17 protein-coding genes and 3 pseudogenes are annotated in these 22,450 nt (G+C 58.6%); 16 read left to right on the forward strand and 4 right to left on the reverse strand.

What is annotated here, in order from left to right; genetic code table 11:
- Nucleotides 1-83: 83 nt before the first annotated feature.
- The 5 genes and pseudogenes from IAE38_RS23970 to IAE38_RS19710 all read left to right on the forward strand — a co-directional run.
- Nucleotides 84-272 (forward strand): annotated as a pseudogene (locus tag IAE38_RS23970) (site-specific integrase); the annotation flags it as partial.
- A gap of 340 nt (nt 273-612) precedes the next feature.
- Entirely contained in the window at nt 613-1,737 is a 1,125-nt protein-coding gene (locus tag IAE38_RS19695; RefSeq protein ID WP_201218843.1) for a DUF3800 domain-containing protein, read from the forward strand.
- Between the two features lie 91 nt (nt 1,738-1,828).
- On the forward strand, nt 1,829-2,437 hold the full coding sequence (locus IAE38_RS19700) for a hypothetical protein (protein WP_201218845.1): 609 nt from the start codon (nt 1,829-1,831) through the stop codon (nt 2,435-2,437).
- A 388-nt stretch (nt 2,438-2,825) separates the two neighbouring features.
- Nucleotides 2,826-3,988, forward strand: a protein-coding gene (locus IAE38_RS19705) for an IS3 family transposase (protein ID WP_201218847.1) whose coding sequence is annotated in 2 segments (ribosomal slippage) — nt 2,826-3,081 and nt 3,081-3,988 — 1,164 coding nt in all. Because the reading frame shifts where the segments join, the coding sequence is not laid out codon by codon here.
- 129 nt (nt 3,989-4,117) lie between these two features.
- A complete protein-coding gene (locus tag IAE38_RS19710) occupies nt 4,118-4,909 on the forward strand; it encodes a DUF2971 domain-containing protein (RefSeq protein WP_201218849.1) in 792 nt (263 codons plus the stop codon).
- Between the two features lie 236 nt (nt 4,910-5,145).
- Here the strand turns inward: IAE38_RS19710 and IAE38_RS19715 are convergent, their stop codons facing one another.
- Nucleotides 5,146-5,811: an HNH endonuclease family protein gene (locus IAE38_RS19715; protein WP_201218850.1), complete on the reverse strand. Its 666-nt coding sequence runs from the start codon at nt 5,809-5,811 to the stop codon at nt 5,146-5,148.
- 120 nt (nt 5,812-5,931) lie between these two features.
- Complete coding sequence (locus IAE38_RS19720; protein ID WP_201218851.1) at nt 5,932-6,822, reverse strand: DUF262 domain-containing protein; 891 nt, start codon at nt 6,820-6,822, stop codon at nt 5,932-5,934.
- 437 nt (nt 6,823-7,259) lie between these two features.
- Here IAE38_RS19720 and IAE38_RS19725 point away from each other — a divergent pair, with 437 nt between their 5' ends.
- Nucleotides 7,260-7,844 carry a GNAT family N-acetyltransferase gene (locus tag IAE38_RS19725; RefSeq protein WP_268933376.1) on the forward strand — a complete coding sequence of 195 codons (585 nt, stop codon included), beginning with the start codon at nt 7,260-7,262 and terminating at the stop codon, nt 7,842-7,844.
- A gap of 37 nt (nt 7,845-7,881) precedes the next feature.
- On the opposite strand, the gene IAE38_RS19730 is transcribed toward IAE38_RS19725, so the two are convergent.
- Nucleotides 7,882-8,751, reverse strand: coding sequence for an AraC family transcriptional regulator (locus IAE38_RS19730; protein ID WP_236404215.1), 870 nt, complete (start codon nt 8,749-8,751; stop codon nt 7,882-7,884).
- Between the two features lie 578 nt (nt 8,752-9,329).
- Between IAE38_RS19730 and IAE38_RS24385 the strand changes: the two are divergent.
- The 6 genes and pseudogenes from IAE38_RS24385 to IAE38_RS19755 form a co-directional block, all read left to right on the forward strand.
- Nucleotides 9,330-10,061, forward strand: a pseudogene (locus IAE38_RS24385) (PAS domain-containing protein); the annotation flags it as partial.
- A 54-nt stretch (nt 10,062-10,115) separates the two neighbouring features.
- Nucleotides 10,116-10,319 (forward strand): annotated as a pseudogene (locus tag IAE38_RS24390) (methyl-accepting chemotaxis protein); the annotation flags it as partial.
- A gap of 105 nt (nt 10,320-10,424) precedes the next feature.
- Nucleotides 10,425-10,961: an RNA polymerase sigma factor gene (locus IAE38_RS19740; RefSeq protein ID WP_201213526.1), complete on the forward strand. Its 537-nt coding sequence runs from the start codon at nt 10,425-10,427 to the stop codon at nt 10,959-10,961.
- Nucleotides 10,962-10,964: 3 nt separating this feature from the next.
- A complete protein-coding gene (locus IAE38_RS19745) occupies nt 10,965-11,798 on the forward strand; it encodes a FecR family protein (RefSeq protein WP_201218854.1) in 834 nt (277 codons plus the stop codon).
- 123 nt (nt 11,799-11,921) lie between these two features.
- Nucleotides 11,922-14,435 (forward strand): TonB-dependent siderophore receptor, encoded by a 2,514-nt coding sequence (locus tag IAE38_RS19750; RefSeq protein WP_201218856.1) that lies wholly within the window; start codon nt 11,922-11,924, stop codon nt 14,433-14,435.
- 298 nt (nt 14,436-14,733) lie between these two features.
- The gene (locus IAE38_RS19755) at nt 14,734-16,374 is read left to right on the forward strand and encodes a methyl-accepting chemotaxis protein (protein ID WP_201218858.1); all 1,641 of its coding nucleotides are present in this window, start codon (nt 14,734-14,736) and stop codon (nt 16,372-16,374) included.
- An 86-nt stretch (nt 16,375-16,460) separates the two neighbouring features.
- On the opposite strand, the gene IAE38_RS19760 is transcribed toward IAE38_RS19755, so the two are convergent.
- The gene (locus IAE38_RS19760; RefSeq protein ID WP_201164471.1) at nt 16,461-16,790 is read right to left on the reverse strand and encodes a hypothetical protein; all 330 of its coding nucleotides are present in this window, start codon (nt 16,788-16,790) and stop codon (nt 16,461-16,463) included.
- 526 nt (nt 16,791-17,316) lie between these two features.
- Here IAE38_RS19760 and IAE38_RS19765 point away from each other — a divergent pair.
- Genes IAE38_RS19765 through IAE38_RS19780 form a run of 4 tightly spaced genes read left to right on the forward strand, consistent with a single transcriptional unit; the run spans nt 17,317 to nt 22,419 of the window.
- Nucleotides 17,317-17,799 carry a formate dehydrogenase subunit gamma gene (locus IAE38_RS19765; RefSeq protein WP_201164470.1) on the forward strand — a complete coding sequence of 161 codons (483 nt, stop codon included), beginning with the start codon at nt 17,317-17,319 and terminating at the stop codon, nt 17,797-17,799.
- The gene (locus IAE38_RS19770) at nt 17,793-19,352 is read left to right on the forward strand and encodes a formate dehydrogenase beta subunit (RefSeq protein ID WP_201218860.1); all 1,560 of its coding nucleotides are present in this window, start codon (nt 17,793-17,795) and stop codon (nt 19,350-19,352) included. Before IAE38_RS19765 ends, IAE38_RS19770 begins: the two co-directional genes overlap by 7 nt.
- Nucleotides 19,349-22,219, forward strand: a complete 2,871-nt coding sequence (fdhF, locus tag IAE38_RS19775) for a formate dehydrogenase subunit alpha (protein ID WP_201218862.1) — start codon at nt 19,349-19,351, stop codon at nt 22,217-22,219. The genes IAE38_RS19770 and fdhF overlap by 4 nt, the downstream gene beginning before the upstream one ends.
- On the forward strand, nt 22,216-22,419 hold the full coding sequence (locus IAE38_RS19780; RefSeq protein WP_028632549.1) for a formate dehydrogenase subunit delta: 204 nt from the start codon (nt 22,216-22,218) through the stop codon (nt 22,417-22,419). Before fdhF ends, IAE38_RS19780 begins: the two co-directional genes overlap by 4 nt.
- Nucleotides 22,420-22,450: the final 31 nt, after the last annotated feature.

Consider the following 22,450-nt stretch of genomic DNA (forward strand, 5'->3'; position numbering starts at 1 on the left):
CCAAGCTGTCGGCCGTGATCAACTAAACGGCAAACTCAGTGGCCAGAGCCACGATGAGTTACACCACTTCCTGGGACACGATCGAAGGTGTGAGCAGGTTGTTTGAAATGGATTGGGATATCCCGCGGGTATCGAGTGTTTCCGGCCATCGTGACTGGAACTCGCTGCGGCGTTACACCCATCTTAGGGGGCGTGGCGACCGGTATGTGGAGTGGAGTTGGTTCGAGCGGATTACCCAGGCTCCAGTAACCCTAGGCGCCCGGGTTGAGTAATCGGTCGGGGGATGCGCAGAATTGACCATCGCTTGTACTCATCTTGACCAGCCGATTGCATCGGACCTGATCAGTGCACTAGTAGTTTGATTGGCACGAAGTGGTCATGGTCTCCCCTGCGCGTCATTCCGCCTTTGGTCGATCCGACTGGTAAGACTGGCTGTTTTCGACCAAAGCCGACCTATTGGTATCTCAGCCATAGTGCGGCCTACAAACATGTAATGTAGGCGGCTCCAGATCGGAGCTTGCATTACTGTGGCGAACAGCGGAGTGGTGGCATTTTGGGGGCAGATGCTCTATACATGCTATCAAACGGTTTTCTCGATTAGGGGCGAGTAAAATGCATTTCTACGTAGACGAGAGTGGGCATACTGGCGCGAACCTGTTCGACGAGAGCCAACCAATCCTATATTACGGTGTATTGTCTTCGACGGCTGACCTGAACGTCCATGCTAAAGTGTATGTGGAGCGTTTGAGAGAGCAGTTGGGAGTGGAGAGACTTCACGCCAACGAGCTTGGAATAGATAAGCTTACGTCCATATGCCGTCAGTTAGACACCATACAACGAAAAAATAGTATCTGTTTTGATATTTATCGTGTGAGCAAGCCCGATCATGCGGCCATCAGCTTTTTCGATCAAGTCTTTGATCAAGGGCTGAATAAAGCTGTTCCTTGGACCGCCTACTGGACACCCTTGCGATATCCCCTGCTGTTACAAGTGGCGTACCTGTTCGACCCGGAAACCCTCAAAAGCTCATGGGATGCCAGGATTGAGACGGATGAACGCAAGGCGAATCAAATTCTAGTCAGGGTGCTGCAAACGTTGCTTGAAAGAGTTGAACACATCAGTGACTTACGGCTAAGGGAAATTATAAATGATGCGTTCCGCTGGGCCATTAAATACCCAGAAGAGATACATTATAATGTCTATAGCAAAAAGGATCGATTGCAGATAACACCGAACCTCATTGGATTTCAGTCCGTACTCCATGGGATTGCGTCCAGACTGAAACGTGATGGCGGAACAGCGCTTAGTGTAGTGGTGGACCAGCAGTCGCAATTCAACAAAGCGCAGAAATGGATAACGGATTTTTACCAGAAAGCCCGGGAACTCCCTATAGAGGTTGGTCCAGGGTTACCGGTCATGGACCTGACACACATTCCCGACGTCTCAATATCCTGCGTTCCAGGATCCACGAACGTAGGTCTGGAACTGGTGGATATCTATCTTTGGCTCTTCAAGCGCTACCTTGAAAGAAAACCTCTCAGTGATCCTCTGACAAAACTTATTAGTAAGCAATTCAATGTCGGGTATACCGATCAAGTCTCTCTGGATGCTATTTCAAACCGCTGGGCTAAGTTGTTTGCGGACCTACCACATCTATCAGAGGCTGAGGAAGAAAAGATGAAGGCGGCAATGGCAAGCAGCGAGGCAGAGCGCAAGAAGCATTTGGTGGGACTATAAGTTCGCCGAAACGAACCGCAGCAGCTCAGGTGAAAGGATTTTACTAAGCAGCAACTAGATTCCAGATTAACCTGTATGGAGAAAACACTCGATGGACCAAAATCCCGTCCGGAATGATATTTGCCTGAGTATTTCAGGCATCGACCTGGGTGACCGAGTAATTGAGCTTGGGCATGGAATCCAGTTGCGCACAACGTTCGCCCACCTTTTTACGACTGATATTCTCGCTTTTGAGCGGCCAGCTTCTCCCTCATCATTTCATCCTGGTCCGTGGCAAGCCGTATCGCACAAGCGTGGTGTCGATATCCAGGCCGAGCTCTTTATTCCCCGAGAGTACAGTCATCCACGTTTATCAAGTCTTGTGGCCGGTCACACGATCATCTCTATGCTTCGTCTCTGGGTAGACCCGCAGATCTCACTGCAGGTTCTTACTCAAGAGCCAATCGCAAAGCTGAAGGACAGAGCTGGCAAGGATAAGGGCGGGGAGCCCGCTGCCATGCTCTATGCCCAGCGAGAACGGCATGTCAACATAGGCCTCATAAATAGGGACAGGATCATCGAGAGCATCGATTGGGTCGCAGATAACTGGAGTAGCGCGCTTGACCTTCGCAGTTCAAGTCCCGAGTTCAAGCTAGCTCTGGATACGTTTGATAACGCCCAGAGCATACCCAACACGGCCATGATGCTAGTATCTATTTAGGGGGCTCTAGAGGCCATCTTCGCCCCGCATAAAGCGGAGCTGGTTTTCCGAGTCTCATCCCAGCTTGCTCCTTTCCTAAAACCGCGCGGGCTCGCCCGGTTAGAAAAGCAAAAGGAGATCGTCAAGCTCTATAATCTGCGTTCTGCGGCAGCCCACGGTTCTCCAAAGCATGTAGACGAAGACTTGGTCAAGACCTATGAGCTGTTGCGGATGGCAATTATACGGGTGATCGAACTTAAGTTGGTTCCCAATAAGGAAAAGCTTGAAGAACTGTTATTCGTCAGCTGATGAGAGCTAAGTTCCTACCAAGCCAGAAAGCACGAATGTACTGGTCTAATGAAACCGGACACTCATTTAGGCGAGAATGCTCGCGCCAAAGAGGTGTCTGATGACCAAGCAACGCCGTACCTTTACCCCTGAGTTCAAGCGCGAAGCAGCCTGTCTGGTGCTCGACCAAGGCTACAGTCATGCCGAAGCAGCCCGCTCGCTCGGCTTGGTCGAGTCGGCCCTGCGCCGCTGGGTTAATCAGCTTCAGCAGGAGCGCGGCGGCATCACGCCGGCCAGCAAGGCGTTGACGCCAGAGCAGCAGAAAATCCAAGAGTTGGAAGCTCGAATCACGCGCCTTGAACGCGAGAAATCAATACTAAAAAAGGCTACCGCGCTCTTGATGTCGGAAGATCTCGAGCGTACTCGCTGATACACCAACTCAGCGCCCATGAGCCCGTTGACTGGTTGTGCGAAGTGTTTGAAGTCACTCGCTCAAGTTATTACGCACATCGGCATAAACGGCGAACTCCGGACGTTGAGCGACTGCGATTGCGCAGTCGAGTAAATGAGTTGTTCACTCGAGGGCGAAGTGCGCCTGGCAGCCGCAGCATCAAGGCAATGATGCGAGAAGAAGGTGAGCAAATCGGGCGGTTCAAGGTGCGCAGTCTGATGCGTGAGCTGGCGCTGGTCAGCAAGCAGCCGGGATCACACGCCTACAAAAAGGCCACGGTAGAGCGGCCAGATATTCCGAATATCCTGAACCGAGCGTTTGATGTCGAAGCGCCAAATCAGGTGTGGTGTGGAGACATCACTTACGTTTGGGCGCAGGGCAAATGGCATTATCTGGCAGTTGTCATGGATCTATACGCACGCAGAGTAGTGGGCTGGGCCTTATCAGAGAAGCCGGATGCAGACTTAGTCGTCAAAGCGCTGGACGTAGCTTACGAACAACGTGGAAAGCCTCAAGGGCTGATGTTCCATTCCGACCAGGGATCGCAATATGGCAGTCGTCAGTTCCGCCAGAGACTATGGCGCTACCGGATATGCCAGAGCATGAGTCGGCGGGGTAACTGTCGGGATAATGCGCCGATGGAGCGAGTGTTTCGCAGCCTGAAATCAGAGTGGATACCGACCACGGGCTACCTGACTGGGCAGCAAGCTCAACGAGATATTAGCCAGTATCTGATGGGCCACTACAACTGGCTCCGGCCCCATCAATTCAACAATGGACTGGCTCCGGCCAAAGCTGAAGAAAAACTCAAAACCGTGTCCGGAATGAGTTGACCACTACACTTTTCTCGGCGATGCTGCCAAAACCGCCGTCGGGCTGCGGATTAATAGGTACTCGACAATTAGTGCTTATGAGGCACCGGAGAGTCGGATCATGATCCGATACTATAGTTAGGAGGAAGGATGCCAGCAGTATTAGTCGGAGATCTCAAAGGTGAAGATGTGATCTGGCGTTATATGGCGCTAGATAAATTTGTAAATATTTTAGATGATAAAGCGTTGTTTATGCCTGCTTTAGGTATGTTTAGTGAGAGTGATCCTTATGAAGGATATCCGCCTCCCGCTGTTCTCAAATGTGTGAAGAATGTATGTCCACCTTCTATGTACTTTTCTCATGATGCTGATAAGTTACAGGATTTAAGTAATTTCAAGGTTTTTGCTCAGAGGCTTTTTAAAAGTAGGGTTGTGTCCTGCTGGTATCAAAGTCAGGATGAATCTGAGGCAATGTGGAAATTGTATGGTGATGCCGGGAAGGCTATAGCGATTCGAACTACGGTGGAGAGATTAGCAGGCGCGCTGGGGGAGGATTTTCAAGGCAAAATTGCAAGAGTTCATTACGTTGACTACGTGCGTACAACTCAACTTGAATATGATGTGGTGATGGGCTCGCATGTGCAAAATACCCTCCTTGATCCAGTCTATAAAAGAAGTTCTTATGCCCATGAGCGTGAGGTTAGAGTTTACAAAGGCATAGATGGGGCTCGGCTGGATGAGCCCGAAACATTCGTATCTCATATGGCTCCAATTGATTGCAGGTTACTGATTGATGAGGTTGTTGTTTCGCCATTATGTAGTCCTTCTTATGTCAAGGCGGTGAAGGCAGTTGCTCGCCAATTTGGCCTTGGGGATGCAGTTAGGCAGTCAACATTGCTATCTGATCTTGGGCCGATTTATAGAAGCATAGAAAATCCGTGAGCATATAATTCAAGATCGTCGGTTTAAAGGCTAATGCGGAGTCGTTTCTGTCGCGTTGTCGATTTTAAAGCTAACAATTTTGGTGGAAATGCGGCAAGTCACCTGCTATTAAACGCCAATTTATGCAGGATGCAAAAAGGCACCAAGCTCCGGGATTCGGGGCTTGGGCGCTTTATGCTTTTATTGCTCCAGCGCAATCGAGGTATGTGAATAATCAACTGCTAAATCAGCGGACTTCAGTCAATCGCCCAGACTGTATCATATGCATAGTCGGTAAGTGATTCGAGTCTGTACTCTATTTGTTCCTTGTTCCAAACTTCCGCATTTTCAATATGGATGTCGACGGGATAGCCGTTATTGTTGAGAAGTTTTCGTTTCTCGTCGAAAGGCTTGTTGTCCAGTGTTGATCCGTTGAACTTGATAGGGATTAGAATAAGATTGCCTAGCGAGTGAGCGCTTAGGTCTTTCGAAGACTGAGGTAGCAGGTGCTCGATAGAAGATGATGATCTATCAATGTTTAACGCCGGGCAGCGAGTTTGGTCTATCTTCCAAAGTGTATATCGGATAAGGTCTCGCTGGCGCGTATTAGAGTAATTGAGTAGTTTAAATTTGCTGGCGAATACGCTTTTCGTCGGGATTTTATCTTTTATTTTTCGCTTAAAGTCTTCAATACATCGCCCTCTAGTGTTGGGGTCCTGTGCATTGGCTAACTCTCTCGCGTGACCAGCATACATTCTGGCGATGCCGCCGGAGGATGGTAATCCACTGATTGAAGTATGGATGTAGTGATATTTTTCGATGAGGCTAATTATCTCTCGAAGCTGCTTGTCTTTTAGTTTCTTATCTTTAAATAGTCTGAGGGCAGTTAGTAAGAGTGGATTTGCGATTTGTATGTTTAGCACATTTGATATGCAGTGAAGGGAGTTCTTTATGTCTGTGGTAGCCTTTGTCCAAATTTCTAGGTTTTCAGGTTCGCCGATACCGCGATACAGGATGCAATCCGATCGTAATTCGTTGATAACTTAATTGACGTTCTGCGCAGAAACTTCAGTGCGTATTGACTTGTAGAGTTCTTTTTCAGTTGTAAATGGATACTTGGAAAGCCAGTAGTGATGGAGGAATGTCGTCATCTGGATAGAACGGCCAGCATTTTCCAGGTGGCTTTGCATTTCAAGCCAATGGTCTTTCGGCCTATCGAGAGCAAGACTGTCAACAGGTAACAGTCGAAGCAAATGGTTTTTGGCGAGATCTGCAGCGGTTAGATCTTTTCCTCTAGTATTGAGTGTTTCAAAAATTAAATATGCATCTTCCTGAGTTTCAAGTGTGATCCAGATTACCTTAAGGGCAAGGAGTTTGTCTCTTACCTCATCCAGCCACTCTTTTATACCTTGCTGGCCATTATTAAAAAGTTCCTCAATTATGGATTTGTCATTGATAAATCCAGATATGGTGCTATAGGCAGCTGCAATAGATTTTTCCTCTTCACCTAGTTCTAGGCGCTCATCCGCTTTCTTGAAGCTCTGGATTTTCGCTTGTAGATACGGATAGGATGATTCTGCCTTTAATACAAATTGAGATTGATCATTTAAATCTCTGGTCTCAATAAGTCGATGAATTCCTTTTGCAGGGGCTTCATGCCCTAGTTCGATATATTTATCGCGCACGGCGCACAGTGCTATTGTAATGGTGGTTAAACGCTGCTGTCCGTCCACAAGGCCGTATGCGGCACTGCCCATGGAATAAGTTACTATGGAACCGATAAAATAATCTTCTTTTACGTTGGAAGTTGTATCATTCCAAAATTCTTCTACGTTATCCTTGTCCCACGAGTATGGCCGCTGAAAGCGAGGGATGGTGTACGTTCCTGATTCCAGGACCTTTCTGACATCACTGTCGACACATTGAATCTTCATATGAAAACATGCTCAGCCAAGTAAAAAGGGCAATCTTGGCATGATGTCGCAATGATGTACAACAAAAAGTAGGGGCTTTCGCTGCGGTGACGTATAGGTCGAATTGCGGGTGAGCCGCGTCTTTAGAGTAACTTCCAATCTGACAATGACAGCGGGGCAGTGGTGGGTGCTTGGTACAAAATTGGTAAAAATCAATCTGCAGGGTGCTAAAGGCCCCGTAAATCAAGGCTCTTAAGCAAAGCTATTCCAATCCATCATCGGGGCAACGCTGAACCGGCGGGAGGGCTCGGAGCGTTGGCTCTCAAGGTGTCGAGGCATCTATGTCACGTATCTGAATGACCAGGCGCAGCGCACCCGGCCAAAGTGGAATTCGGAAAGGCGCACAGTCTACCAACATGCGTAATTCCGCGTCCGGTTTTACCCGATGACAAGCGTCAATGCCCAGGCTATACCCGCCCAAGCTTCACCCTATCAAAAGCCCGCTGAACGATCTGTCATCGCCCCAATCAGACGAACTCACCCCCAACCAGCACCAAGCCAGGCCCCGCCATGCCCCCCAAGTAAGACTCGCCACCCTCGCCGACACCCTACCAATCGCAACCCTGCACCGCGAGGCCTTCACACGCCAGATGGACTCCGAAACCTGGGTACACGCCACATTGTCCGCCGCACCGCGAATGCTGGCGTTCGTGTTGGAACTGGAAGGCGAAATCGCCGGCTATATCTTCTGGGCCCAGAAGTCCGGCATTCGCCCCGAGGCCACGCTGGAACTCGATCAAATAGCGGTGGCCGGCCAGCATCGCGGGCGCGGCTTCGGTGAGCATCTGATCAAGGCGTCACTGGCCTTGGTTACCGAAGCGTTGAGCAGCCAGGGCCAACGTATAAAGTCGGTCCTTGTCTCAACCCGTGCCGACAACGCTGCCCAGCAGCTTTACGCGAAAGTGCTGGGCGCAAAAGTGGTGGCCAGTATCGATGGCCTGTATTCGGCCACGGAAGTGATCATGTTGGCCACCTTGAATTAGGTGCCCGACGAGCAGGCCGACTAGTGCCAAAGCCGGCCTATTTCAACGGCACATACACATCCGTCTCCCACCGCTCTACCGGTGTTTCGGGATACACACTCAGGTATTCGAATACCAGCGGATGGTCGCGCAGCTCTTCTCCGCTGGCGGGCAGCCAGTCCCGGTACACTGGGTAGATCGTTTCGCCAATGCAGTCCAACGAGCCGACGTGGCGGATCACCGCACATCGACCTGCCGGTATCACCCGCGCTTGCACGCCATACGTGTTGGCCTGCAGGGCATCGCGCATCTCGCCGCACACGGCGAAGCGGAAATCCTCGGCGGGGGTGGTGTCGGGGTTGTCGTAGGGGATGCCGAACGTGCGGCAGCTGGCGACGGGCGATTGGCCGGTTTGCATTCGCCACTGGCGAAAGCGTGCTACGGTTTCGCCCACGCGGTTGGGCGCCCCGTGGTGATCCAGCGCGGCAACGCGGGTTTCAGGGAAGTTCACAATACGGATCTGCATGCTGATACGCCTGGCAAGGTGGGGAACCACGAACACCGCACTCCAGGCCTTCCAGTTGGGCGCCTTGGCGAAGGCACTGGGGGGCATGCCGAAGGCGCGCCTGAATGCCCTGGAAAACGCCTCGGGGCTTTCGAAGCCCGCACCGAGCGCGGCCTGCACGACCGAGACCTGAGGTGACGCCGCCAGCTGATGTGCCGCGCGGCGCAGCCGGGTGAGCTGGACGTAGCGCGATACCGGCACGCCCATGAACGCGCTGAACTGTCGGTGAAAGTGATACGCCGAAAAATTCGCAAGGCGGCTCAGCGTTTCGACCGACAGGTCACCGTCGAGGTGGCCATCAATGTGGGCGAGTACGGCATCAAACCGTTTCGCGTACTTGGCGAGCAGTTTCTGGTCGGTCAACGATGGGGTCTCTGAACGTTGCGGTATGCCTATCATTCCCGCTTCAGCGGGGGCGTTGCCTAGCCGTAATTGCTCTGTTGGCAATAGTGTTCATCGGGCAGTGACTGCGCCTTTAAAACTGATATCGTAATGATGTCAGTGCTACGCAACCTTTTGCGCAATGCAGCGGTCGGAGTATGCACTGATTGCGTCTCGCAACCGCAGATGCTGCGTTGTGCACCCGCTGCAACGCGCCATGCAAGCCAGGGATTCGGCATTCTTCGTCTTCCTCCGAGTATCAACCCATGCTTCATCTATTTCGTAACCGCCATGAGCTTCAGGTGCTCAGGCAACTGGCTGCCGCGCTGCCTTCCTCCTCCAGGGCCGAGGCTGGCCGTGGCTCGGCCAGCTGGGCAGACGTGCAAAGTGAATGGACTTCACGCGAACTGAAAGCGGCAGAGCGGGACAACCGTATTGCCGAACTGGAGCGCGAGCTGGAGTCTGCGCGCCAGTTGCTGGCCGAAGCCGATGCCAGTGCCCGTGCTTCGGAAACCCGCTTCGACCTGGTCAACCGCGCCTCCAGCGAAGGCCTGTGGGACATGGAAGTGGTGGCTGGCGACCCGGTCAACCCACGTAACCGCTTCTGGTGGTCGCAGCAATTCAGGGAGATGCTGGGCTTCCGCGATGAGCGCGACTTCCCCAACGTGCTGGCCAGCTGGGCCGACCGGCTGCACCCGGATGACCGGGCCGCCACACTGGATGCGTTTGCCCGCCACCTGAACGACAAGTCGGGCATGACACCCTACCGGGTACGCAACCGCCTGGCCATGAAGGACGGCAGCTACCGCTGGTTCTTCGCGCAGGGCGAAACCCTGCGTGACAGCCGGGGCGTGCCGCTGCGGGTTGCCGGGGCGTTGCGGGACATCCATGACGAGCTGCAGCGCGAGCAGGAACACGATGTGATCATCACCCGTTTCGAGCTGGCACGGGAGATGTTGTCTGATGGCTTGTGGGACATGGAAGTGATCGCGGGTGACCCGGTCAACCCGAACAACCCGTTCTGGTGGTCGCCGCAGTTCCGCCGCCTGCTGGGCTTCGAGACGGTGGAGGAATTCCCTGACGTGCTGGACAGCTGGGCCTCGCGCCTGCATCCGCAAGACAAGGCCTACAGCCTGGAAGCGTTCCAGGCCCACCTGAACGACCGCTCCGGCAAAACCCCCTTCGACATCGAGTACCGGTTGAAGATGAAAAGCGGCGAATACCGCTGGTTCCGCGCACGCGGGCAAACCAAGCGCGATGCCCACGGTGCGCCACTGCGGGTGGTGGGGGCGCTGGTGGACGTGGACCTGGAGCACCAGCAAAGCGCCATGCGCGATACCGAGGCGGCCCACCAGCGCACGCTGGAAGCGAACATCGTCAAGCTTACGCAGATAGTCGGCACCATCCAGAGCATTGCCAGCCAGACCAACCTGCTGGCACTGAACGCGGCCATTGAAGCGGCCCGTGCAGGCGAGGCGGGCAGGGGCTTTGCGGTGGTAGCGGATGAAGTGCGCAAGCTGGCCACGCGCACCACCGAGGCCACCGAGCAAGCGGCTGACATGATGCGCACCTGAACCCTGGGCGATCGGGAAGAGTAGGCAGGGGTCGCATTTTATATATAATGCGACTCACTCCCAATTAGCCCCTGTCTGGTCATGACCAAGTCTTCCCCTGATGCCGAACTGATCAGTGCGCTGGCCCTGCATTATGACGACCTGGTCGCCTATATCCGCAGGCGCTTCCACGGCAGCCAGTTCGCCCGAGACGTCGTGCATGACGTGTGCCTGCAATTGCTGGAGAAACCGCCGCAACAGGCGGTCAAGCTGCCATTCGCGTTTCTGCGCCGCACATCCTTCAATCGCGCCATCGACCGCCGACGCGCGGACAACACCCGCCTGGCGTACTTCGAACCCACCGACTCGGTACCTGACTGCCATGTGCATGAGCTTGATGGCGCCGCAGCGTTGGACTTCGAGCAACAGTTGGAAGCACTGCTGGCGATCATCGACGCGTTGCCGGCGCGCGCCCGGCAGGTGTTCCTGCTGCATCGGATCCACGACATGCCGCAACGGGAGATCGCGGGTGAACTGGGGATCTCGGTGAACATGGTCACCCAGCACTTTGCCCGGGCGATGCGCAGCATTGCCCAGCGCTGGGAGCCTGCGCGGCAGGCATTGGCGGGGCGGGGCTGAGCCATGGCACAGCCCCGTCGGCCCGACCCGGGCGACCCACTTACGGCCTTCGAACGCGCAGTGCGCGAACGGGTGCCTTCGCGTGAGGCCGTGCTGGCTGAAGCCAAGGCGCAAACCGCCCGGCAGCGCACACGCAAGAAAGTGCTGGGCGCCACGGTTTCGGTGCTGTGCCTGGCGGCCACGTTATGGATGTTGGACCCGGCCTGGCGTACGGATGATCTGCGCACCGGTTATGTCCAGCGCCAGCGCCTGCAGTTGCCCGACGGCAGCCTCGCGGTGCTCAACAGCGCCACCCACCTGCGTATCGAACACCGCTTGCGTAGCCGCCAGTTTGAACTGCTGGAAGGGGAGGCCGCCTTCACCGTTGCGCACGGTGCCTGGCCGTTTATCGTCCGCAGCCAAGGGGTGACGGTGCGGGATATTGGCACCGTATTCAACGTGCGCAGCGACGCCCGCGGTGTCGCGGTTGCGGTGCTGGAAGGCGCGGTGGAGGTTTCAACCGCTTCGGTTGCGCCACAACGCCTGGAGGGCGGCCAGCAGGTGCTGGCGAGCAATCAACGCCTCGGCCGTGTGACAGCACGTGCGCCATCGCAGGCCAGTGCCTGGCAGCAAGGCAAACTGCGCTTTGATGGCACACCGCTGCGCGAGGTGCTGGCCGATATCCGTCGCTACCGCCAGGCACCGGTCAACCTGGCAGACCCGCGTTTGGCGCACCTGCGTGTATCTGGGGAGTTTGACACGGCGGCCATCGAATCGCTGATTGACCTGCTGCCGGCGATTCTGCCCGTGATAGTGACCCGTTCCGGTAATGGCACCGTTACTGTGAGCGGCCGATAGCGCTGTCGCCGGGGCGGTTATCAGAAGCTAACGAGAATTTTTCGCATCGCACCTCAACATTGCGCTGCGTTCATCCGCCACTGCCAATGAACGTCACTTTTGATCGCGTCATTGGGGAGCTGCATGAACAACCACACACCACCGCGCCGTATCCATGTCGGCCGCCTGTCGGCACTGGCGGCAAGCCTGCTGCTGGCCTCCAGCCTGCAGGCCCAGGAAGCCCAGTACAACGTGAATGTACCTGCCCAGCAACTGGACCAGGCGCTCAACGCCCTGGCCCGCCAGACGGGCAGCCGCATCCTGTTCGCCACCGATACCGCTGCGGGCCGGCAGGCACCTGCGCTGGCTGGCCATTTGAGCGTGGATCAGGCGCTGCAACGGCTGTTGCAGGGTTCGAGCCTGGGTGTGGAGAAGACGGCGGAGGGCAGCTATGTGATCGCCGAACAGGTCACTGCCGACAATGCGCTGACCCTCGGGGCCATCACCATTCAGGGGCAGGGGATGGGTGAGGCGACCGAAAACAGCAAGTCATACACGGCAGGCCTGGTCAGCGTGGGTTCGAAGACGCCCACCAGCCTGAAGGACACCCCCCAGACTGTTTCCATCATCAGCCAGCAGATGATCGAGGACCAGCGCATCACCACGCTGCCCGAAGCCATGAAGCGTACCCCGGGCATCACCGTGCGCAACAACAGTTACAGTTCGCAGCAGTTCTATTCCCGGGGTTTCGGTATCGACAACGTGCAGATCGACGGCACGTCACCGATGGACATCGGCACCGGGCTAGGCACCTTCTACAGTGAGCGGCTGTACGACATGGCGCCCTATGACCACGTTGAGGTATTGCGCGGTGCAAGTGGGCTGTTGGGCGGCACCGGGGACCCGGGTGGCATCGTCAACCTGGTGCGCAAGCGGCCAATGGCCAGCTACCAGCTGAAACTGAACACTTCTGCAGGCTCCTGGGACAACTACCGCAGCGAAGTGGACCTCACCGGCCCTCTGGGCCTGGACGGCAAGCTGCGCGGCCGGGTAGTGGCGGCCTACACCGACCGCCAATACTTCATGGACAAGCGCAGCACCGAAAAGCCGTTCCTGTACGGCATTCTGGAAGCGGACGTTACCGATGACACGATGCTGACGGTGGGTGGCAGCTACGACAAGGTCAAGGACAACGGTACCGGGGACGGCCTGCCGCGCTACAGCACGGGTGGCGACCTTAAACTGCCGCGCAGCACCTGGTTCACCTCCAACCGGGCATGGTCGGACAGCTACACCCGGGAATGGTTTGCCAAGATCGACCACAGCTTCAACCCGGACTGGAAGCTCAACGCTTCCTATACCCACTCGTATAACAGCGCCAACGTCGAGGGTATAAACCCTTACGGCTCAGTAGACGAAACCACTAACACCGGCACGTACTGGTGGGGCAGCTACGTTTCAAGCTGGAGCAACCAGTCGGTATTCGACATCAACCTCTCGGGCACCTTCGACGCCTTTGGCCGCCAGCACGAATTGCTGCTGGGCGCCGACTACCAGAAGGTGACCAGTCGCTGGCGCGCTGCCATGGGTGTCAACGGTAAAGGCGGGTTGATCGACCTGTGGAACCCTGGTGCCACGCCCTTGCCGGAGTTGGGCTCCAACCGGAGTTTCTGGCGGGACTACAACCCCAATACGCGAGAGCAGTACGGCGCCTATACCACGCTGCGCCTGCAGTTGACCGACCCGCTGAAACTCGTGGCCGGTGCCCGCGCCCAGCGTTACAGGTTCGAGCAGGCCTATAGCCTGCGCAACAATGACGGCACCGGGCCGTGGCAAGAGCAGGACCGGGTCACCGACCGCGAAGCGACCACGCTGGTGCCCTATGGTGGGCTGATCTATGCGTTGGACGAACAGTGGTCTGCTTATGCCAGTTACTCGGAAGTGTTCAAGCCGCAGTCGCAGAAAATGCAAGGCCCCGAGGCCTCCCCATCACCCCTTGAGCCAATGACCGGTAAAACCTATGAAACCGGCCTCAAAGGAGAGCTGTTCCAGGGTGCGCTCAATGTCAGTGCAGCGCTGTTCTACACCACCCGTGAGCACCAGGCGGCCACCGACCCGGCATACCCTAACCCACCCTTCAGCTACAGCAGCTCATGTTGCTTCCTGGCGCAGGACAAGGTCATCAGCAAAGGCATCGACCTGGAGGCGACCGGCGAGATCATGCCGGGGTGGGGCATCATGGCGGGGTATACCTACAACATGATCCGTAACAGCAGCGAAGAGACGCTGTCGAGCACGGTAACGCCCCGTCATCTGTTGAAGCTGTGGAGCGTCTACAACTTGAAGGGGGCGCTGGAGGGCTGGCGCGTGGGGGGTGGGGTAACGGCCATGAGCCCCACTTACGTCACCGGTAAAGCCTACCGATTTGATGACAACGGCAATGTGACAGACAGCAATGATTATGATTTCAGCCAGCGCGGTTATGCGGTTTACGATGCCATGGTTGAATACGATATTGATAATCATTGGACTGTTGCGCTAAACGGCAACAATTTGTTCGATCGCCGTTATTACGCCAGTGTCGGCACTTCTGAGTATGGGAATTACTACGGCGAGCCGCGCAACGTTGTGCTGACGCTGCGTGGCACCTTCTGGTAAGCAGCATTGCTGCGCCCGGACGCCTGCCTGAACCGCAGGCGTTTTTTATACGCGTCAACGATGTGGCGCCATTTTTTTCATTAATGTCATCGACCATTGGAACGCTTGGCGCAGGGGTGGGGTCAGTGTCTTGGCAATTGGCCATTAGTCACGTTCAAGGGCGTACTGATCGTCCTGGCTTTTGAGTTGATGAAAAACATCGCACGGCACTTCAGGGCACTGGGGTGCCGCCGATACAGCATTGATGCCAGCGCCTGAGTGCAATTGCAGCCCATCCCTTTTATTGCAGGCCTCCCTAATGAATTGGTTCTACGACGCCAGACTAGCAATCAAGCTGTACCTCGCCTTCGCGCTTTGCGCATTGATCACCTTGATTGTAGGAGTTGTCGGTAGCCAAGGAATCGGCTCGTTGTCTTCGAGTTTGCAACTCGTGTTCTCCAATAACCTGGTGTCGGTGGCCAAAACCGCCGAAACCCGCTCCAGTGCAATTGCCCAGAGTCGTGATCTTTATCGCTTCCTGGCGGCAACCACCACCAATGCGCCGCAAGAGGAACGCAGTGCCATTCTCGCCTCCATGAAAGAGAATCGCCTGACAAGCGAAAAAGCCTTCGCTGTTTATCGTGCAACACCCTTGGCTGATGACGAGCGTGCGGCTGGCGACAAGATGGAAAAGGACTGGCCCGCCTACCAGGCGGTCGTCGACCGGACCGTGGCGACCATTCAGAGCGGCGACCTTGCAGCTGCCAGGCTGCTGATGGCCGGTGAGTTGCACCAGGCCTTCCGTACCGTGATCGACGAACTGACCATCATGGTCGAATCCAACAACCGCCAGATCGGTGAGGGCGCACAGGATGCCAAGGACAGTGAGGCGGCTGCCAAGCTCAACCTGTACATCGGCATTGGTGTCGCATTCGTGGCTGCACTGCTGCTGGGCATGTTCATCAGCCGGGTAATCAGCAACCCGATTGCGGTGGCTGTTCGTAACGCCGAACGCATTGCGGGCGGCGACCTCACCAAAGCGGTTGAAACCGGCCATGCCGATGAAACCGGCCAACTGCTGACCGCGCTGGGTGGCATGCAGAACAACCTGAAAACCACGATTCAGCAGATCGCCAGTGCGGCAGACCAGTTGGCCTCCGCCGCCGAAGAATTGAATGCAGTCACCGAAGAAAGCACCCGCGGGCTGGTGCGGCAGAACGACGAGATTCAGCTGGCGGCCACTGCGGTGACCGAGATGAGCGCAGCGGTGGACGAAGTGGCGCGTAACGCAACGTCCACCTCCGAGGCCTCCCGCCAAACCAGCCAGGAAGCGGCCAGTGGTCGTGACCAGGCCCGCGAAGCGGTGCAGGCCATTACCAGCGTCAACAGCGAAATCGGCCAGTCGACCGTGATTGTCGACGAACTGGCGGGCAGCGTGCGTGATATCGCCAAGGTGGTGGACGTGATCCGTGGCATCGCCGAGCAGACCAACCTGTTGGCGCTCAATGCGGCGATCGAGGCCGCGCGTGCCGGTGAACAAGGGCGTGGCTTTGCCGTGGTCGCCGACGAAGTGCGCGCACTGGCGGCGCGTACCCAGGCGTCTACCGGTGAGATCGAAGCCATGATCACCAGTGTGCAGTCGCGTGCCGACGATGCGGTGAAGGCCATGGGCAACAGCCGCAGCCTGGCAGACAGCACCGAGGCGTTGGCCAAGGCCACGGGTGAGTCGCTTGAGCGGATCGCCCAGAACATCGCCCAGATCAACGACCGTAACCTGTTGATCGCCACGGCGTCGGAAGAGCAGGCCAATGTGGCGCGGGAGGTGGACCGCAACCTGATCAACATTCAGGACCTGTCGACCCAGACCTCGGCAGGGGCCAACCAGACCAACGCTTCCAGCCAGGAACTGTCGCGTCTGGCCATTTCGTTCAATACCCTGGTCAACACCTTCAAGCTGTGATGCGTGATCGTGCGGGTTGACCTGCGGCGGGGCAGGGCAGGGCAGGCAAGGCGCAACTGATGGGCCTTGCCTGGGCCCGCAACGGGTCAGTCGACCCGCACGAACACGTTCTTGGCCATTTCGCTGCCGCCAATGGCTTCCAGGCGCTTGCCGCCCTCCAGTACACGAACGTTCAGCAGGGCCATGCCGTCCTTGTTGCGGGCGGTGACCACGTCATCCTTGCGCTCCCACTCATCCACTTTCAGCTTGTTGCCATTGGCGATGATGTAGTCCTTGGAGAACTCCCAGGTTTGCTTGGGGGTTTCGAAGCCCATCACGGTGGTGGTCTGTTCATAGGTGCCTTCGAGGGCGTCATTGCCGCAGCCGGCCAGGACGAAAAACGGCAGGGCGGCAAGGGCGAGTTTCAGGGTACGCATGGGATTTCCTTTTCGGGTGGTGAATCGGGGGTGGAGGAACCTGATGGCAGGTGCCACGGGGCTGCGGTATCGGTATGGATACGATCAGCGCTGCGAAGGATGCGCAGGCTGCAATGGCAGTGGGGCGGGGAGAGCAGTTGGTAGCCAACCGCAGCACAAAGGCAGCTTCCCTGGAATGTGCCTGGCATACGCTGTTCCGTGCGTAGGAAATGCGCCAGCTTAAACGCAGTTGTGGGTGGCGTCGAGGGTCTGGAGGCGTAGGGCTTGGCCCCCTGGGCGCTGCACCGTGATCGGCTGCCCCATCCGTCGGTTTCAGGACGCGCCTGGTCGCTCGTACGCATCCGCTTGCGCCCACAAGTGCCATGCTTCGAGGATGCCCCCGTATCAGTGTGCGTAGATGCGCGAACAGGGGCACGGAGGCCGCCAGTACCACGCAACCGTGACGTGGCCGGCGCGCCGCAGCAGAACACGCCGGTACCCGCCAACATAACAACAGGGGCGGGGCCGTGATGCCGAGGTCCGCTGTATGCCTGATGAACTGCTTCACCTGCCCGCCGTTGAACGTATTCTGGCACGCCACCAGGGCACCCCTGGCGCGTTGCTGCCGATCCTGCATGCCATCCAGCAGGACATCGGTTTTGTCCCCGACGCCGCCGTCGCCGAAATCGCCCATGCGCTGAACCTCAGCCAGGCCGAGGTGCGCGGGGTGATCACCTTCTACCACGACTTCCACACCACACCGCCAGCCCGCCACACCCTGCGCCTTTGCCGCGCCGAGTCGTGCCAGAGCCGCGGTGCCGAGGCCTTGGCCGCACAACTGCGCCAGCAGTTGGCCCTGGACGACCATGGCACCAGCGCAGACGGTGCCATCAGCCTGCGGCCTGTGTACTGCCTGGGCGCATGCGCCTGTTCGCCGGCCCTGGAGCTGGACGGGCAGGTGCACGCGCGGCTCACCCCTGAGCGCCTGCGTGAGCTGGTGAACGGTTGCCGGGAGGACGCAGCATGCTGACGGTGTACGTACCTTGTGATTCGGTAGCCCGTGCTGTGGGGGCCGACCAAGTGGTCGACGCATTGCAGCGCGAGGCCCTGCAGCGGCAGTTGCCGCTCGATGTGCAACGCACCAGCGCCCGCGGCCTGTACTGGCTGGAGCCCCTGGTTGAGTGTGACAGTGTGCAGGGCCGCGTGGGCTATGGCCCGGTGACCCCGCAGGATGTGCCGTCGTTGTTCGACGCCCTGCTTGGCGAGGCGGTTGGCCATGCGCTGGCACTCGGCCCGGTGGAAGCCATCCCCTACCTGAAAACCCAGCAACGCCTGTTGTTCGCCCGCGCTGGCATTACCCGGCCACTGTCACTGGAGGATTACCGCGCCCATGGCGGCTTTGCCGGCCTGGAAACGGCGGTAGCGATGAAGGGCGATGACGTGGTCGCCAGCGTGCTCGACTCGGGCCTGCGCGGCCGCGGTGGCGCTGCGTTTCCGGCAGGCATCAAGTGGCGTACCGTGCGGGGCGCTGCCGGTGGGCAGAAGTATGTGGTGTGCAATGCCGACGAGGGCGACTCCGGCACCTTTGCCGACCGCATGCTGATGGAAGGCGACCCCTTCCTGCTGATCGAAGGCATGATCATCGCAGGCCTGGCCGTCGGCGCCGACATGGGCTACATCTATGTGCGTTCCGAATACCCCGATGCCATCCGCACCCTGAACCAGGCGTTCGTGGTCGCGCGGCAGGCGGGCTACCTGGGTGCCAACGTCGCCGGCAGTGGCAAGGCCTTCGAGCTGGAGGTGCGGGTAGGCGCCGGTGCCTACATCTGCGGGGAAGAAACCGCGCTGCTCGAATCCATAGAAGGCAAGCGCGGCATTGTGCGTGCCAAGCCGCCGCTGCCGGCGCTCGAGGGGTTGTTCGGCCTGCCGACGCTGGTGCACAACGTGCTCACCCTGGCCTCGGTGCCGATCATCCTGGCCAAGGGCGCGGCGTTCTACCGCGACTTCGGCATGGGCCGCTCGTTGGGGACCATGCCGTTCCAGCTGGCCGGCAATATTCGCCACGGCGGGTTGGTGGAGCGGGCCTTCGGCCTGACCCTGCGTGAGCTGGTGGAGGGTTACGGCGGCGGCACTGCCAGCGGCCGGCCGCTGAAGGCCGCGCAGGTGGGTGGCCCGCTCGGCGCCTGGGTGCCGCCCAGCCACTTTGACACGCCGCTGGACTACGAAGCGTTTGCCGCCATGGGCGCCATGCTCGGCCATGGCGGGGTGGTGGTGGCCGACGATACCCTGAACATGGCCAGCATGGCGCGGTTTGCCCTGCAGTTCTGCGCCGAAGAGTCCTGTGGCAAGTGCACCCCGTGTCGCATCGGTTCCACCCGCGGCATGGAGGTGGTGGACCGGCTGATCGCCAGCCAGGACATCACCGACCGCCACGACCACGCGCTGCTGCTGCGCGACCTGTGCGACACCATGCAGTACGGTTCGCTGTGCGCCATGGGCGGCATGACTGCCTACCCGGTGGCCAGCGCCCTCAAGTACTTCCCTGCCGATTTCGGGCTGACCCAAACGGAGGCCGCGCAATGATCAACTACTTCGACCCGGAAACCGACCTGGGCACCCCAGCCCGTGACAGCGACGTGCAGGTCAGCCTGAACATTGATGGCCGCGCCATCAGCGTGCCGGCCGGTACCTCGGTGATGCGCGCTGCGGCCATGCTGGGCACCAGCATTCCCAAATTGTGCGCCACCGACAGCCTGGAGGCGTTCGGTTCGTGCCGCATGTGCATGGTGGAAATCGAAGGCATGCGCGGCTACCCGGCCTCCTGCACCACCCCGGTCAGCGAAGGCATGGTGGTGCGCACCGAGACGCCGCGCCTGGCGGGCCTGCGGCGCAATGTGATGGAGCTGTACATTTCCGACCACCCGCTGGACTGCCTGACCTGTTCGGCCAATGGCAACTGCGAGCTGCAGACCGTGGCCGGGCAGGTCGGCTTGCGCGAGGTGCGCTATGGCTACGACGGCGCCAACCACCTGGCCGAAAAGAAGGACCTTTCCAACCCGTATTTCAACTACGAGCCCAGCAAGTGCATCGTGTGCAGCCGCTGCGTGCGGGCCTGCGAGGACATCCAGGGCACCTTTGCGCTGACCATCACCGGCCGTGGGTTCGAGTCCCGGGTGGCGGCCGCCGGTGGCGATGATTTCCTCAGTTCCGAGTGCGTGTCGTGCGGAGCCTGCGTGCAGGCCTGCCCGACGGCAACCCTGACCGAAAAGAGCCTGGTGCAGCTGGGCCAGCCGGAACGCGCGGTGATCACCACCTGCGCCTACTGCGGCGTGGGCTGCTCGTTCCGCGCCGAGATGAAAGGCGACCAGCTGGTGCGCATGGTGCCGGACAAGAACGGCGGGGCCAACCATGGCCACGCCTGCGTGAAAGGGCGTTTTGCCTGGGGTTACGCCACCCACCCGGACCGCATCACCAAGCCCATGATCCGCAAGCGCCTGGAAGACCCGTGGCAGGAGGTGAGCTGGGAAGAAGCGGTCACCTACGCCGCCAGCGAACTGCGCCGCATCCAGATGAAATACGGGCGTGATTCAATCGGTGGCATCACCTCCAGCCGCTGCACCAACGAAGAGGCGTACCTGGTACAGAAACTGGTGCGTACCGCGTTCGGCAACAACAACGTCGACACCTGCGCGCGGGTGTGCCATTCCCCCACCGGCTATGGCCTCAAGCAGACGCTGGGGGAATCGGCGGGTACACAGAGCTTCGACTCGGTGATGAAGGCCGACGTGGTGCTGGTGATCGGTGCCAACCCGACCGATGCGCACCCGGTGTTCGGCTCGCAGCTCAAGCGCCGCTTGCGCCAGGGTGCCCGGCTGATCGTGATCGACCCACGGCGCATCGACCTGGTGGACTCGCCCCATGCCCGCGCCGAGTTGCACTTGCAGCTGCGCCCAGGCACCAACGTGGCCATGCTCAACGCCCTGGCCCATGTGGTGGTCACCGAAGGGCTGCTGGCCCAGCGCTTCATCGACGCCCGTTGCGAAACCGAGGACTTCGCCCGCTGGCGCGACTTCGTCAGCCTGCCGGAAAACGCCCCTGAGGTACTGGGCCCGGTCTGTGGCGTACCCGCTGCAGAGATCCGTGCGGCCGCCCGGTTGTACGCCACCGGCGGCAACGCGGCCATCTACTATGGCCTGGGGGTGACCGAGCACAGCCAGGGCAGCACGGCGGTGATGGGGATTGCCAACCTGGCCATGGCCACCGGCAACATCGGCCGCGAAGGGGTAGGGGTGAACCCGCTGCGCGGGCAGAACAACGTGCAGGGTTCGTGCGACATGGGCTCGTTCCCCCATGAGCTGCCCGGCTACCGGCATATTTCCAACGAGAGCGTGCGCGCCGAGTTCGAGCAGGCCTGGGGCGTGACCCTGCAGGCCGACCCGGGCCTGCGTATCCCGAACATGTTCGAAGCCGCATTGGACGGTAGTTTCAAAGCGCTGTACTGCCAGGGCGAAGACATTGCCCAGAGTGACCCGAATACCCAGCACGTGACTGCAGCCTTGCTGGCCATGGAATGCGTGGTGGTACAGGACATCTTCCTCAACGAAACCGCCAAGTTCGCCCACGTGTTCTTGCCCGGCAGCTCGTTCCTTGAGAAGGACGGTACCTTTACCAATGCCGAACGGCGTATTTCGCGGGTGCGCAAGGTGATGGAGCCGTTGGCCGGCAAGGCTGACTGGGAGGCCACCGTGGCCTTGGCCAACGCCCTGGGCTACCCGATGAACTACCGCCACCCGTCCGAGATCATGGACGAGATCGCCCGCCTGACGCCGTCGTTCCACCGTGTGAGCTACGCCGAGATCGAACGCCACGGCAGCTTGCAGTGGCCCTGCAACGATGCCGCGCCCGATGGCACGCCGACCATGCACATCGACCAGTTTGTGCGCGGCAAGGGCCGCTTCATGCTCACCGGGTACGTGCCTACCGACGAGAAGGTCAACGGTCGCTACCCGTTGCTGCTGACCACTGGGCGCATCCTCAGCCAGTACAACGTGGGCGCGCAGACGCGGCGCACTGGCAACGTGGCCTGGCACGACGCCGACCGCCTGGAAATCCACCCCACCGATGCCGAGAGCCGGGGTATCCAGGACGGTGACTGGGTGGGCATCGGCAGCCGGGCCGGGCAAACGGTGCTGCGCGCCCGGGTGAGCGGTCGGGTAGCGCCGGGGGTGGTGTACACCACGTTCCATTTCCCCGAGTCCGGGGCCAACGTGATCACCACCGACAACTCCGACTGGGCCACCAACTGCCCTGAATACAAGGTCACGGCGGTGGAAGTGGTGAAGGTGTTCCAACCGTCGCAGTGGCAGAAGCGTTATCAGGACTTCAGTGACGAACAGCGGCGCCTGCTGCAGGAGCGCCGCAAAGCGGAGAAAGCCGAGGTGCGCCAATGAGCAATGACAGCCTGGTGAAGATGGCCAACCAGATTGCCCATTATTTCGACAGCGAACCTAACCGGGCGCTGGCCGTGCAAGGGGTACGCCAGCACCTTCACAGCTTCTGGACACCGTCGATGCGCAGGCAATTGCTGGCGTGGATCGACGAACATGCCGGGGAGGGGCTGGACCCGAAGGTGAAGGAGGCGTTGGGCTGAAACCGCTCAGTGGGCTGGCTCCAGTAACGCG

The sequence above is a fragment of the Pseudomonas sp. S32 genome (genome assembly GCF_016648095.1).
Taxonomy (GTDB): domain Bacteria; phylum Pseudomonadota; class Gammaproteobacteria; order Pseudomonadales; family Pseudomonadaceae; genus Aquipseudomonas; species Aquipseudomonas parafulva.